Raw genomic sequence first — 14,501 nt, 5'->3', positions numbered from 1 at the left:
AGCGTCGCAATCGCCCGATTTCCGAGGAAACCGGGGCCGATATCACACGATAATTTCGCTTGACGGGGAAATTCGATCTCTCCATAGCCACGGGGCCGCGGATTTTCAGATCGGCTTATCGTCGGCGAGGAGACGCGCCGCGCAGGGCCGAATATCCGCCAGCCGTGGTTCTTGATGAAACTATCGGAAGGTTCTAGTTTCGCGAGACAATGACGGCGAAGATCGGGCGCTTCTCGGAGCGTTCGTCGATCTTGGCCCGACGGTCGTCGGCTGCCCGCGCAGAGATTCCGCTGCGCAGGACGAGGCCATTCGGCCCGGATAAATCTTCGAGGGCGGGCGAAACGCTTTCTGCGAGGGGAGAGAAATTGTAATGTCCGATACGACCATCCCGTCGAGCGGGAAAGGCAACCAGCATCTTTCTCCCAAATCCGATATCGAGATCTCTCAAGCGGCGTCCATGCGTCCGATCGTCGACGTCGCCCGCGAGAAGCTCGGCATCCCCGCCGAACATGTGTTGCCTTACGGACATTACAAGGCGAAAATCTCCCTAGACTATCTCACCTCCCTGCAGGACCGGCCGGACGGCAAGCTCGTCCTCGTCACCGCCATCACGCCGACCCCGGCGGGCGAAGGCAAGACGACCACGACGGTCGGCCTCGGCGACGCGCTCAACCACATCGGCAAGAAGGCGATCATGTGCCTTCGCGAGCCGAGCCTCGGCCCCTGCTTCGGCGTGAAGGGCGGGGCCGCCGGTGGCGGCTATGCACAAGTCGTGCCGATGGAGGACATCAATCTCCATTTCACCGGCGACTTCCACGCCATCGGCGCGGCCAACAACCTGCTCTCGGCGCTCATCGACAATCACGTCTATTGGGGCAATTCGCTCGGCATCGATCCGCGCCGCATCTCCTGGCGCCGCGCCGTGGACATGAACGACCGCTCGCTGCGCTCGATCGTCTCCTCTCTCGGCGGCGTCGCCAATGGCTTTCCGCGCGAGGACGGCTTCGACATCACCGTCGCCTCCGAGGTGATGGCGATCTTCTGCCTCGCCACCAGCCTCGCGGATCTGCAGCGCCGGCTCGGCGACATCATCGTCGCCCAGACGCGCGACAAGAAGAGCATCCGCGCCTCCGAGCTGAAGGCGCAGGGCTCGATGGCCGCGCTGCTGAAGGACGCCATCGCCCCCAATCTGGTGCAGACGCTCGAGAATAATCCAGCCTTCATCCATGGCGGGCCTTTCGCCAATATCGCTCATGGCTGCAATTCGGTCATCGCCACCAAGGCGGCTCTGAAGCTCGCCGATTATGTGGTGACGGAAGCCGGCTTCGGCGCCGATCTCGGCGCGGAGAAGTTTTTCGACATCAAATGCCGCAAGGCGGGCATCAAGCCGGACGTCACCGTCATCGTCGCGACAATTCGCGCGCTGAAGATGCATGGCGGCGTCGCCAAGGACGATCTGAAGGTCGAGAATGTCGCCGCGCTGGAGAAGGGCTTCGCCAATCTGAAGCGCCATATCGCCAATGTGCAGAAATTCGGCGTGCCGGTGATCGTCTCCGTCAACCGCTTCAGCACCGACACGCAGGCGGAGATCGATCTGCTGAAGACGCTTTCCGAGGCCGAGGGCGTCGATTGCGTGCTCGCCGATCATTGGGGCTCGGGCGGCCCGGGCGCGGCCGAGCTCGCGCATAAGGTGATCGCCACGATCGAGGCCAAGCCGTCGCAGTTCAAGCCGCTCTACGCCGATGATCTGCCGCTGGTCGAGAAGGTGCGCACCATTGCGCGCGAGCTCTATGGCGCGTCCGACATTTCCCTCGAGCCTTCCGTGAAGACCCGCTTCGCCGAGCTGGAGAAAGAGGGCTTCGGCCATCTGCCGGTCTGCATCGCCAAGACGCAATACAGCTTCTCGACCGACGCCAACGCCAAGGGGGCGCCCTCGGGTCATGTGATCCCGGTGCGCGAGCTCCGCCTGTCGGCCGGCGCCGAATTCGTGGTCGTCATCTGCGGCGACGTCATGACCATGCCGGGCCTGCCGAAGGTTCCCGCCGCCAACAGCATCGAGGTCGGCGCGGACGGGCGGATCGCCGGTCTGTTCTAGAGCGCGTTCCGCTCGAACAGAGTCGTTCGAGCGATCAGAATTCGCTCCAAGCGAAAAGCGAGAGCGGTTTTTGATCCGAGCGGATCGGAAACCGCTCGAGCCGCGGGAAGAAGCAACGGGCGCGCTCGACGGAGCGTCCGGCGAAAACAAACTCGAACCGATGAGCTCGAAGGGAGCCCAAGACATGTCGAATTCCAGAATTCCGGGCCGCAATTTTCTATTCGTCCCGGGCCCGACCAATATTCCGGACCGTATCCTGCGCGCGATGAATGTCGTCTCCGAGGACCATCGTTCGCCGAAGTTTCCCGAGCTGACGCTGCCGCTGTTCACCCAGCTGAAGAAGGTGTTCAAGACCGAGACCGCTCAGTCCTTCATCTTCCCGGCCTCGGGCACGGGCGGCTGGGAAGCGGCGATCACCAACACGCTGTCGCCCGGCGACAAGGTCATCGCCCAGCGTTTCGGCCAGTTCACCCATCTTTGGATCGATCTCGCCAAGCGCATCGGCCTCGATGTGATCGAGCAGGACGAGGAGTGGGGCGTCGGCAACAATCCGGACCGTATCGAAGAGACGCTGAAGGCCGACAAGAACCACGAGATCAAGGCCGTCTTCGCTACGCATAACGAGACGGCGACCGGCGTCACCTCCGACATCGGCGCGGTGCGCAAGGCGATCGACAACGCCAAGCATCCGGCGATGCTGTTCGTCGACGGCGTGAGCTCGGTCGGCTCGCTCGACTTCAAGCAGGACGAGTGGGGCGTCGACGTCGCCGTGTCCGGCTCGCAGAAGGGCTTCATGCTGCCGGCCGGCCTCGCGCTGCTCAGCGTCAGCCAGAAGGCGCTGAAGGCCGGCGAGACCGCCAAGCTGCATCGCGCTTACTTCGACTTCCAGGATCATGTGAAGGCGAACGCCACCGGCTACTTCCCCTACACGCCGGCGCTGCCGCTGCTCTACGGCCTGCGCGAGTCGCTCAATGTGCTGTTCGAGGAAGGCCTCGATCAGGTCTATGCGCGCCATCATCATCTGGCCGAGGGCGTGCGCGCCGCGGTCGCCGCCTGGGGCCTGAAGCCCTGCGCCAAGGAGGCCAAGTGGAACTCCGACACGGTGACCGCCATCGTGGTGCCGGAAGGCTATGACGCCGCCAAGGTGATCGAGATCGCCTATAAGCGCTACAATCTCGCGCTCGGCGCCGGCCTCTCCAAGGTCGCGGGCAAGGTGTTCCGCATCGGCCATCTCGGCGACCTCAACGAGCTGATGCTGCTCGGCGCCATCGCCGGCGCGGAGATGGCGATGCTCGACGTCGGCATTCCGGTCACGGCCGGCAGCGGCGTCGCGGCGGCCCAGGCCGTCTATCGCGCCAATCCGATCCTGCAAGTCTGAGAAAACGCGGCCTCGCCCACGCCGGGCGAGGCCGCCACCCATTTTTCGAACGATCCGCGCAAGCCGAAATTGGCGGCGACTTTGGGGGAAACACAAGCATGTCGCACAAAATCGTCTTTCTCGATCGTGAGACGCTCGACGCCAATTTGCGCAAGCCGAATTTCCCGCACGACTATACCGAATACGCTCAGAGCGGTCCGGCCGACGTCGTGGAGCGCCTGAAGGGCGCCACCATCGCCATCACCAACAAGGTGCCGCTGCGCGAGGAGACGCTGAAGCAGCTTCCCGATCTGAAGCTGATCGCCGTCGCCGCCACCGGCACCGACGTGATCGACAAGGCCTATACGACGGCCAATGGAATCACGGTCTCCAACATCCGCAACTATGCGTTCAACACGCTGCCCGAGCATGTGATCGCGCTGATCTTCGCGCTGCGCCGCAATCTCGTGAACTATGTGGACAGCGTGCGCCGCGGCCGTTGGCAGGAATCCAATCAGTTCTGCTATTTCGACTATCCGATCTACGATATCGCCGGCTCGACGCTCGGCATCATCGGCTATGGCGCGCTCGGCAAGTCGATCGCGACGCGCGCCGAGGCGCTGGGCATGAAGCTGCTGATCAACGATGTCGTTCCGGGTCCGGGGATCGTCGACATTCCGACCATTCTGCGCGAGGCCGATGTCGTCACGCTCAATCTGCCGCTGACGCCGCAGACCAAGCATCTCATCGGCGCCAAAGAGCTCGCCTCGATGAAGAAGACGGCGATCATCATCAACACCGCGCGCGGCGGCATCGTCGACGAGCAGGCTCTGGCGGATGCGCTGCGCAATGGCGTCATCGCCGGCGCCGGCTTCGACGTGCTGACCGTCGAGCCGCCCAAGCAGGGCAATATTCTGCTCGATCCGACGATTCCCAATCTCATCGTCACGCCGCATGTCGCCTGGGCCTCCAAAGAGGCGATGCAGGTGCTGGCCGATCAGCTCGTGGACAATATCGACGCTTTCGTCGCCGGCGCGCCGCGCAATCTCGTGACCGCGTAAGCGCCGTTGCAGAACATCTCGCGCCCGACCCCTAGCGTCATGACCAGGACGGGCCGGGCCGGGTCGAGCACGGCAATGACGAGCCCGCCATGACAGCCAGCCTTTTGCAGGAACTGCTATGACTCAGAAGCTTCTCTTCCTTCTCGACACCGACGCCGTTCCGAGCGTGTTCGACACTGTGGTCGCCTATGACGGCGGCGCGGATCACGTCATCGGCTACGCCAATGTGACGCCTGCGAATGTCGGCGCGCTCGTCGACGGCGCCATCTACACACGCGGCCCGAAGGAGAAGCAGTTCACGGCGCTGTTCGTCGGCGGCGGCGATATGGTCGCCGGCGAGGCGCTGTTCAAAGCGGTGCGCAAGCGGTTCTTCTCGAATTTCCGCGTCTCCGTGATGCTCGACTCCAATGGCTCCAACACGACCGCCGCCGCGGGCGTGGCGCTGCTCGCCAAGGCCAAGCCGCTCGCCGGCAAGAAGGCGATCGTGCTCGCCGGCACCGGCCCCGTCGGGCTGCGCGCCGCCGCCTTCCTGCATTCGGAGGGCGCGGAAGTGGCCATCACCTCGCGCGTGAAGGCGCGGGCCGACGCCGCGGCCGCGGCGCTCCAGGAGCGTTTCGGCTTCACGCCCACGGCGATCGAAGCCTTCGACAATGATGCGCGCGCTTCCGCCGTCAAAGGCTCGCATATCGTCTTCGCGGCCGGCGCCATCGGCGTGCCGCTGCTCGACGAGAAGGATTGGCAGAACGATCCGACCATCGAGCTGATCGCCGATGTGAACGCGCAGCCGCCGCTCGGCGTCGGCGGCGTCGAGGCGATCGACAAGGCCAAGGAGCGTCATGGCAAGATCGTCATCGGCGCGCTCGGCGTCGGCGGCTTGAAGCTGAAGCTGCATCGCGCCTGCATCGCGCAGCTGTTCGAGAGCGCCGACAAAGTGCTCGACGCAGAGGAAATCTACGCGCAGGCCAAGGCGAACGCCTGATTTTTTTAAGGGATCGACGAGATGACCAAGAACGAGACGATCGGCAAGTTTCTCGACGATCTCGCCAGCGAGCGCCCGACGCCGGGCGGCGGCGGCGCGGCGGCCGTGTCGGGCGCGATCGGCGCGGCGCTGGTGTCGATGGTCGCCAATCTCACCATCGGCAAGAAGAATTACGAAGCCGTCGAGGACGATCTGAAAGCCGCGCGCGCCGAGGCCGAGCGCCTGCGCGCCGAGCTGACCGCGGCGATCGAGGAAGACGTCGTCGCCTTCAATAGCGTGATGGGGGCCTATGGCCTGCCGCGCGCCACCGATGAGGAGAAGGCCGCGCGCAGCGCCGCGATCCAGGCGGCGCTGAAGGACGCCACGCTCGCGCCTCTGCGCGCGGTGAAGGCCTGCTTCGAGGTCATCCGCCTTTCGGAGATCGCCGCCGACAAGGGCAATCTCAACGTCATCAGCGACGCCGGCGTCGCCGTTCTCGCGGCCAATGCCGGATTGCGGAGCGCCGCGCTCAACGTCTACATCAACGCAAAGGCGATCAAGGATCGCGCTTTCGCCGAGACGCAGATCGGCGAGGTCGAGGCTCTGCTCGCGGCGGCGGCCGAGAAGACCGAGGCCGTCTACACGACCGTGAGAAACAAGATCGGCTCGTGACGATTTCGCCGCTCGCGCGGCGACAATAACGGAAAGCGGGAGAGGGAACATGGACGTCCATGAGTATCAAGCCAAGGAATTATTGGCGAGCTGCGGCGTCGCCGTGCCCCCCGGCACCGTCGCCTTCAGCCCCGACCAAGCCGTATACGCCGCCACCGAGCTCGGCGGCTCGCATTGGGTGGTGAAGGCGCAGATTCACGCCGGCGCGCGCGGCAAGGCTGGCGGCATCAAAATGTGCCGCACCTATCACGAGGTTCAGCAGGCGGCGCGCGAATTGCTCGGCAAGCGTCTCGTCACCAAGCAGACGGGGCCGGAAGGCAAGCCGGTGCAGCGCGTCTATGTCGAGCTCGCCGACCCTTACGAGCGCGAGCTCTATCTCGGTTTCGTGCTCGATCGTAAGCTCGAGCGCGTGCGCGTCATCGCCTCCAAGCATGGCGGCATGGAGATCGAGGAGATCGCCAAGACCGATCCGGACGCCATTCTTCAGGTCATCGTCGAGCCGGCCGTCGGCCTGCTGCCCTTTCAGGCGCGCGAGCTGGCCTTTCAGCTCGGCTTGAACCTGAAGCAGGTTTCGCGCGCGGTGCAGTCGATCCTCGGCGCCTATCGCGCCTTCCGCGACAATGACGCGACCATGCTGGAGATCAATCCGCTGGTCGTCACCAAGGACGACAAGGTGCTCGCGCTCGACGCGAAAATGTCCTTCGACGACAACGCCCTGTTCCGTCGCCGCAATATCGTCGACATGAATGATCCCTCGCAGTCCGACCCGCGCGAGGCGCAGGCGCTCGAGCATGCGCTGAACTATATCGGCCTCGACGGCGAGATCGGCTGCATCGTCAATGGCGCGGGCCTCGCGATGGCGACGATGGACATGATCAAGCACGCCGGCGGCAATCCGGCGAACTTCCTCGATGTCGGCGGCGGCGCCTCGGCCGAGCGCGTTGCGACGGCGTTCCGTCTCGTGCTCTCCGACGCCAATGTGAAAGTGGTGCTGGTCAACATCTTCGCCGGCATCAATCGCTGCGACTGGGTCGCGCAGGGCGTCATCGACGCGGTGAAGGCGACCAACATCACCGCGCCGCTCGTCGTGCGTCTCGCCGGCACCAATGTCGAGGCCGGCCGCAAGCTGCTCGATGAAAGCGGCATCAATGTCATCACCGCCGATTCGCTGGCCGACGCCGCCCAAAAGGCCGTCGCCGCTTACCGCTCCGTGAAGTGAGCGGCGTGGCCGGGAGGAAACAATGAGCATTCTGATCGACGAAAAAACGCCCATCCTCGTCCAGGGCATCACCGGCGACAAGGGCAGCTTCCACGCCAAGGAGATGATCGACTACGGCACCAATGTCGTCGCCGGCGTCACGCCGGGCAAGGGCGGCAAGACGGTGCATGGCGTGCCGATCTTCGACACGGTGCGCGAGGCGGTGAAGCAGACCGGCGCGACGACGAGCATCACCTTCGTGGCGCCGCCCTTCGCGGCGGACGCGATCATGGAGGCGGCGGACGCCGGCATTCGCCTCATCTGCTCGATCACCGACGGCATTCCGGCGCAGGACATGATGCGCGTGAAGCGCTATTTCCTGCGCTATCCGCGCGAGCGCCGGCCGATGATGGTGGGGCCGAACTGCGCCGGCATCATCAGCCCCGGCAAGGCCATGCTCGGCATCATGCCCGGCAATATCTACCGCCAAGGCAATGTCGGCCTCATCTCGCGCTCGGGCACGCTCGGCTATGAGGCGGCCTCGCAGCTCAAGGAGCTCGGGATCGGCATCTCGACCTCCGTCGGCATCGGCGGCGATCCGATCAACGGCTCGTCGTTCCTGGATCATCTCGTGCTGTTCGATCAGGACCCGGAGACGGAAGCCGTGCTGATCATCGGCGAGATCGGCGGCCCGCAGGAGGCCGAGGCCGCGGCCTGGATCAAGGAGAATTTCTCCAAGCCGGTGGTCGGCTTCGTCGCCGGCCTCACGGCGCCGAAGGGCCGCCGCATGGGCCATGCGGGCGCGATCATCTCGGCGACCGGCGACAGCGCCGCCGAGAAGACCGAGATCATGAAATCCTACGGCCTCACCGTCGCGCCGAGCCCGGCGGATTTCGGCTCCGCCGTCGCCTCGGTGCTGAAGCGCGCGTGACCTGAAACAGCGGCCTCTCCCCGCCCTGTGGGGAGAGGCCGTCGATGCGAGCGGGAAAGGCTCCGTGTGTCGCGCGCCATGCAGATGACGCCGGCGCATTCCTCCTGTCATCCGAGTTCCGGATAAAGCCCCGGCCCCTCACCCGGCCTCTCTCCGCAAAGCGGGGAGAGGAGCAAACCGCCAGGAAGACTGCATGACCGCCGAACAGAAGGTCTCATTGCCCGAATCGCCTTCGCCCGCCGCCCCTTCGGCGCTGGCGACGCGATCGGTCAAAGAGGCGTCGGCCTTTCTGTTCGATCAGCTCGTCGGCGTGGTGAATCGCCATCAGCCGGAGATCGCGCCGGTGCTGCGCGGCTTCGGCTCCTCCGCCGGACTGCCGCCGACGCTGATGGCGCGCGCGCTGCAGGCGCAGGGCATCTGGTTCCAGCTGCTGTCGATCGCCGAGCAGGCCTCGGCCATGCGCCGCCGCCGCACGATCGAGCGCGCCAAGGGCCGCGACGAATTGCTCGGCTCCTTCGCCCATGTGCTGGCAGACGCCGCCAAATCCGGCGTCACCGCCGACGAGATTCGCGCGCAGCTCAAATCGCTGCGCATAAGGCCGGTCATCACCGCCCATCCGACCGAGGCCAAGCGCGTCACCGTCCTCGAGAAGAATCGCAAGATCTATCTGCTGCTGAAGGATCTCGAATCCTCGCGCTGGACCGATCGCGAGCGCGCCAGCCGCATCGGCGCCGTCGGCGATCAGATCGAGCTTTTGTGGCTCACCGGCGAATTGCATCTCGAGAAGCCGACCGTCGAGCACGAGGTCGCCTGGGGTCTGCATTTCTTCGCCGAGAATATTTTCGATCTCGCGCCGGAGATGCTCGCCTCCTTCGAGAGCGCCTTGCAGAGCCATTATCCGAACGAGCGTTTCGACGTGACGCCGTTCTTCCAATTCGGCTCCTGGATCGGCGGCGACCGCGACGGCAATCCTTTCGTCACCAATGCGGTGACGCGCGAGACCATGGTCGTCAACGCGCTCGCCAGCCTCGAATATTATCGCCAGCGCATTCTCGATCTCGCTCGCGTGCTGTCGATCAGCGAAGGCTCGGTGACGATCCCGGCCGAATTCCGCGCGGCGCTCGAGGCGGAGCTGGCGCAGGTCGAGGACGCCGACAGGATCAAGACGCGCAATCACGGCGAGGCCTTCCGCCAATATCTCACCTGCGTGCTGCGCAAGCTCGACGAGACGATCCTCACGACGAAGGGCGAGGCGCGCGGCAAGCCGCGCTACGCCAACGCCGACGAGCTGATCCATGATCTGCGCATTCTCGAGCAGGCGCTGACCGAGAGCCGCAGCCCCTCGCTGGCCAATGACATGGTGCGGCCGGTGCGGCGCGCGGTGGAGATTTTCCGCTTCAGCACCGTGCGTCTCGATCTGCGCGAGAATACGACGCGCACCAATAACGCCTTGCGCGACATCTATCGCGTCAAGACCGGCAAGGACGCGCCGGAATGCGAGTCGCCCGAGTGGCAGGCCTGGCTCATCGCCGAGCTGGCGCAGCCGCGCAACGGCGTCGCGCTCGCCGGGCTCGCGCCCGAGTCGCAGGACACGCTGGACATGTTCGCGCTCGTCGCGGACATGCGCTCGCGGCTCGATCGCGAGGCCTTCGGCAGCTTCATCCTTTCGATGACGCATACGGTCGCCGATGTTCTCGGGGCCTATGTGCTGGCGAAGGAGGGCGGGCTCTATCTCGACGACGCCGGCCTCGAGCTCTGCACTCTGCCCATCGTTCCGCTATTCGAGACGATCCCCGATCTGCGCGCCGCGCCGGTCATCATGCGCGAGCTGCTGCGCGTGCCGGTCGTGCGTCGCAGCACGCGCTGGCAGGGCAATGTGCAAGAGGTGATGATCGGCTATTCCGACTCCAATAAGGACGGCGGCTTCATGGCGTCGAACTGGGAGCTGGCGAAGGCGCAATCGAAGCTCACGCGCCTCGGCGAGGAGCTGGGCGTCGCCATCGCCTTCTTCCATGGCCGCGGCGGCTCGGTCAGCCGCGGCGGCGCGCCGACCGGTCACGCCATCGCCGCGCAGCCGGCCGGCTCCATTCGCGGCCGTTTCCGCGTGACCGAGCAGGGCGAGGTCGTCTCCTTCAAATACGCCAATCGCGGCACGGCCTCCTATCAGATGGAGCTGCTGGCGAGCAGCGTCTTCGCCCATGCGCTGAAGTCCGAGCGCGAGGATGCGCTCGTGCCCCGCGCCGAGTTCGACGATGCGCTGGAGGCGCTGTCCGGCGCCTCGCTCGCGGCCTATGGCAAATTCATCGCCGATCCCGATCTCGTCGCCTATTTCCAGGCGGCGAGCCCGCTCGAGGAAATCTCGCTGCTCAACATCGGCTCGCGGCCGGCGCGGCGTTTCGGCGCGCGCAGCCTCGCCGATCTGCGCGCCATTCCGTGGGTCTTCGCCTGGGCGCAGAATCGTCACGCCATCACCGGCTGGTATGGCGTCGGCTCCGGCCTCACCAGCTTCATCGAGGTGCGCGGCGAGCGCGGCCTTCAGCTGCTGCATCGCATGTTCGAGGATTCGCGGCTCTTCCGTCTCATTCTCGACGAGGTGGAGAAGACGCTGGCGATGGTCGATCTCGGCATCGCCCGGCAATACGCCTCGCTCGTCGCCGACGAGGCCGTGCGCAAGAATATCTTCTCGGCGATCGAGGCCGAATATCATCTCACTTGCGAGAGCGTGCTGCGCATCACCGGCGGCGGCGAGATCGGCGCGCGCTTCACCGACTATCAGGCGCGGCTCGCGCATCGCCTCGTCACCATCAACGAGGTCAACCGCGAGCAGGTGGAATTGCTGCGCCTGTTCCGCACCACCGAAGAGGAAGCGCTGAAGGAGGAATACAAGTCGGCTCTGCTGCTGTCGATCAGCTGCATCGCCGCCGGCCTCGGCGCCACCGGATAAAGTCACAACGAGGGAAAGGAAGAATACCCATGAGCTTCACTTTGATCGAGCAGGCGACGCCGCGTCTCCACCGCTCCGAGCTGGCCGTTCCGGGCTCCGCTCCCGGCATGTTCGAGAAGGCCGCGACCTCCAAGTCCGACCAGGTCTTCCTCGACCTCGAGGACGCCGTCGCTCCGGACGACAAGGAGCAGGCGCGCAAGAACATCATCCAGGGCCTCAACGAGATCGATTGGGGCACGAAGACGATGACTTTGCGCATCAATGGTCTCGACACGCATTTCTGCTATCGCGACGTCGTCGACGTCGTCGAGGCCTGCCCGCGTCTCGACGTGATCCTCATTCCGAAGGTCGGCGTGCCGCAGGACGTCTACGCCATCGACATGCTGGTCACGCAGATCGAGAGCTACAAGAAGCGCACCAAGCGCATCGGCTTCGAGCTCTTGATCGAGACCGCGCTCGGCATGGCCAATGTCGAGGCGATCGCTCAGGCGTCCAAGCGCAATGAGGCGCTCTCCTTCGGCGTCGCCGACTATGCCGCCTCGACCCGCGCCCGCACCACCGTCATCGGCGGCGTGAACCCGGATTACGGCGTTCTCTCGGACAAGGACGCCGAGGGCAATCGCCAGTATTTCTGGGCCGACCAATGGCATGCGGCGCAGACGCGCTTCCTCGTCGCCGCGCGCGCCTATGGCCTGCGTCCGATCGACGGTCCGTTCGGCGACTTCGGCGATACGGACGGCTATATCGCCGCCGCCAAGCGCGCCGCGGTTCTCGGCTTCGAGGGCAAGTGGGCGATTCATCCCTCGCAGATCGAGCTGGCCAATCAGGTCTTCACGCCGTCCGAGGCGGAAGTGAAGAAGGCTCGCCGCATTCTCGAGGCGATGGAGCAGGCGGCGAAGGAAGGCCGCGGCGCCGTGTCTCTCGACGGCCGCCTGATCGACATCGCCAGCATCCGCATGGCCCAGGCGTTGATCGACAAGGCGGACCAGATCGGCGCTGCGTAAGCTCCGAGTCGTCGGGCGCGCTCCTTCTCCCACTCGTGGGAGAAGGTGGCCCCGCCATAGGGCGTCCTTTAGGACGCCCGTCGCACGCGACGGGCTATGGCCGGGTCGGATGAGGGTCCTCGCATGCCGACGCGAGTCTCGAAATCCAAGACGGCCTTCGCGAGAAGGCTGCGGCGCGAGATGACGAACGCGGAGGAAATCCTCTGGCGTTCGTTGCGCAATTCTGGGCTCGACGGTCTGAAATTCCGGCGGCAAGTCCCGATAGGGAATTATGTCGCGGATTTTCTCTGTGTCGAACTCCGGCTCATCGTCGAGCTCGACGGCCGGCCTCACGAACAAGAAGACCGACGCCGCCATGACGTGATCCGGGATCGCTGGCTGCGTGAGCAAGGCTATCATGTCCTTCGCCTAGACAATGACCTCGTCATCGGCGGCGGCAATATCCCGCTGGAGCGGATTCGAGAGGCTGTCAGGACGATCGCAAATCGTCGCGGACCCTCATCCGACCCGACTTCGTCGGGCCACCTTCTCCCGCCTGCGGGAGAAGGGAGAACACGAAGATCGTAGCGCGCTCTTCCTTCTCCCGCAGGGCGGGAGAAGGTGACCCTCGCGTCAGCGAGGGTCGGATGAGGGCCGGCGCGGCGACTCGGATTCGGTTGGAAACACTTCGCGAGGCGGATAGAACGATCGCGAAGCGGCGAGGACCCTCATCCGACCCGGCTTCGCCGGGCCACCTTCTCCCACGAGCGGGAGAAGGAAAGAACACCGAAGGCGTAGATAATGTCTGACGACTACCGCACGCTTCTCCGCGCCATGTTCGACGCCGCTGTCGGCGCGGCGCATCCGTCCGTCTGCCTGCCGGCCTTCCTCGAGACGATCGCGCCGCCCAAGGGCCGCACCATTGTCGTCGGCGCGGGCAAGGCGGCGGCGTCCATGGCCGCGGCGGTCGAAAAGCACTGGCCGCATCCGCTCGAGGGCCTCGTCGTCACCCGTTACGAGCATGGCGCCCCCACCGCGAAGATCGAGGTGATCGAGGCCTCGCATCCGGTGCCGGACGCCGCCGGCCGCGCCGCCGCGGGCCGCATCCTCGCCAAGGTGCAGGGGCTCACGGAAGACGATCTGGTGATTGCGCTCGTTTCCGGCGGCGGCTCGGCGCTGATGGCCTTGCCGGCGGACGGCGTCAGCCTCGAGGAGAAGCAGGCCGTCAACAAGGCGCTGCTGAGAAGCGGCGCGACCATTTCCGAGATGAACAGCGTGCGCAAGCATCTCTCGGCGATCAAGGGCGGACGCCTCGCCCGCGCCGCGGCGCCGGCCAGGGTCGTCGCGCTGATGATCTCCGACGTGCCGAACGACGATCTCTCCGTCATCGCCTCCGGCCCCACTGTGCCGGACCCGACGACGCGCGCGGACGCGCTCGCCGTCATCGCCAAATATAAGATCGACGCGCCGGCCGCCGTGCTCGCCTATCTGTCGACCGACGCCTGCGAGACGCCCAAGCCCGGCGACAAGATTTTCGATCGCGTCGAGAACATCCTCGTCGCGACGCCGCAAGGCTCGCTGGACGCCGCCGCCGAGGTGGCGCGCAAGGCCGGCTTCACGCCGCTCGTCCTCGGCGATCTCGAGGGCGAATCGCGCGACGTCGCGCTGGTCCACGCCGGCATCGCCCGGCAGATCGCCCGCCATGCGCAGCCGATCGCGCCGCCCGTCGCCATCATCTCCGGCGGCGAGACCACCGTCACCGTGCGCGGCAACGGCAAGGGCGGCCGCGACGCGGAGTTCCTGCTGGCGCTGACGCTGGCGCTCGAGGGCTTCGGCGGAATCTCCGCCATCGCCTGCGACACCGATGGCATCGACGGCAGCGAGGATAACGCCGGCGCGATCATGACCGCCGATACCTTCGCGCGGGCGGCGGCGCAGGGCGTCGACCTCAAGGCGCTGTTCGCCAACAATGACGCCTATACCGCCTTCGAAAAGCTCGGCGATCTTCTCGTCACCGGCCCGACGCGCACCAATGTGAACGATTTTCGCGTCATCCTTGTGCCCGGACGCGCGCGCTGAGGGGATTCCGAGCTTGCCGGCGGCTGGTGTTATAATATAACATTTGGAAATGAACCGTCCGCAATCGGCGACTTTCCAAACTGCGGCGCCCGCCGCTCACGCGCATAACGAGCGCGCGGGCGACCGCGTCTCGCTGCTTCGCCTGTCGGCGGCCCAGCGGCTGCTCGCCGCCGCCGTCGTGCTGGCGCTGCTGTGGGCGGGCGTCTATTGGGCGTTGAACTGA

At 65.5% G+C, this 14,501-nt stretch carries 13 protein-coding genes; 12 read left to right on the top strand and 1 reads right to left on the bottom strand.

Translation table 11 applies throughout. The features are described from left to right. Positions 1-193: 193 nt before the first annotated feature. The gene (locus VIF40_RS04645) at positions 194-448 is read right to left on the bottom strand and encodes a hypothetical protein (RefSeq protein ID WP_331936587.1); all 255 of its coding nucleotides are present in this window, start codon (positions 446-448) and stop codon (positions 194-196) included. On the opposite strand from VIF40_RS04645, the gene VIF40_RS04640 reads away from it, so the two are divergent. The 12 genes from VIF40_RS04640 (at position 371) to VIF40_RS04585 (ending at position 14,501) form a co-directional block, all read left to right on the top strand. Next, positions 371-2,095: a formate--tetrahydrofolate ligase gene (locus tag VIF40_RS04640; protein WP_331936355.1), complete on the top strand. Its 1,725-nt coding sequence runs from the start codon at positions 371-373 to the stop codon at positions 2,093-2,095. The two genes, VIF40_RS04645 and VIF40_RS04640, sit on opposite strands and share 78 nt — an antisense overlap. Positions 2,096-2,279: 184 nt before the next feature. Beyond that, on the top strand, positions 2,280-3,473 hold the full coding sequence (locus VIF40_RS04635) for an aminotransferase class V-fold PLP-dependent enzyme (RefSeq protein WP_331936354.1): 1,194 nt from the start codon (positions 2,280-2,282) through the stop codon (positions 3,471-3,473). A 98-nt stretch (positions 3,474-3,571) separates the two neighbouring features. Next, a complete protein-coding gene (locus tag VIF40_RS04630) occupies positions 3,572-4,513 on the top strand; it encodes a D-2-hydroxyacid dehydrogenase (protein WP_331936353.1) in 942 nt (313 codons plus the stop codon). 118 nt (positions 4,514-4,631) lie between these two features. Beyond that, positions 4,632-5,492 carry an NADP-dependent methylenetetrahydromethanopterin/methylenetetrahydrofolate dehydrogenase gene (locus tag VIF40_RS04625; protein ID WP_331936352.1) on the top strand — a complete coding sequence of 287 codons (861 nt, stop codon included), beginning with the start codon at positions 4,632-4,634 and terminating at the stop codon, positions 5,490-5,492. A gap of 21 nt (positions 5,493-5,513) precedes the next feature. Continuing rightward, positions 5,514-6,143 carry a methenyltetrahydrofolate cyclohydrolase gene (fchA, locus tag VIF40_RS04620; RefSeq protein WP_331936351.1) on the top strand — a complete coding sequence of 210 codons (630 nt, stop codon included), beginning with the start codon at positions 5,514-5,516 and terminating at the stop codon, positions 6,141-6,143. 49 nt (positions 6,144-6,192) lie between these two features. Then, positions 6,193-7,362 (top strand): malate--CoA ligase subunit beta, encoded by a 1,170-nt coding sequence (locus VIF40_RS04615; RefSeq protein ID WP_331936350.1) that lies wholly within the window; start codon positions 6,193-6,195, stop codon positions 7,360-7,362. 22 nt (positions 7,363-7,384) lie between these two features. Then, positions 7,385-8,272 (top strand): succinate--CoA ligase subunit alpha, encoded by an 888-nt coding sequence (sucD, locus tag VIF40_RS04610; RefSeq protein WP_331936349.1) that lies wholly within the window; start codon positions 7,385-7,387, stop codon positions 8,270-8,272. A gap of 193 nt (positions 8,273-8,465) precedes the next feature. Continuing rightward, complete coding sequence (locus tag VIF40_RS04605) at positions 8,466-11,216, top strand: phosphoenolpyruvate carboxylase (protein ID WP_331936348.1); 2,751 nt, start codon at positions 8,466-8,468, stop codon at positions 11,214-11,216. A 29-nt stretch (positions 11,217-11,245) separates the two neighbouring features. After that, entirely contained in the window at positions 11,246-12,220 is a 975-nt protein-coding gene (locus tag VIF40_RS04600) for a CoA ester lyase (protein WP_331936347.1), read from the top strand. Positions 12,221-12,316: 96 nt separating this feature from the next. Further along, a complete protein-coding gene (locus tag VIF40_RS04595; RefSeq protein WP_331936346.1) occupies positions 12,317-12,787 on the top strand; it encodes an endonuclease domain-containing protein in 471 nt (156 codons plus the stop codon). 213 nt (positions 12,788-13,000) lie between these two features. Continuing rightward, positions 13,001-14,278 (top strand): glycerate kinase, encoded by a 1,278-nt coding sequence (locus VIF40_RS04590; RefSeq protein WP_331936345.1) that lies wholly within the window; start codon positions 13,001-13,003, stop codon positions 14,276-14,278. Between the two features lie 49 nt (positions 14,279-14,327). Then, the gene (locus VIF40_RS04585) at positions 14,328-14,501 is read left to right on the top strand and encodes a hypothetical protein (protein WP_331936344.1); all 174 of its coding nucleotides are present in this window, start codon (positions 14,328-14,330) and stop codon (positions 14,499-14,501) included.

The organism is Methylosinus sp. (genome assembly GCF_036560965.1).
Lineage (GTDB): Bacteria > Pseudomonadota > Alphaproteobacteria > Rhizobiales > Beijerinckiaceae > Methylosinus.
The sequence above is the reverse complement of the archived record's forward strand: the minus strand, read 5'-3'. Positions and strand labels throughout refer to the sequence as shown.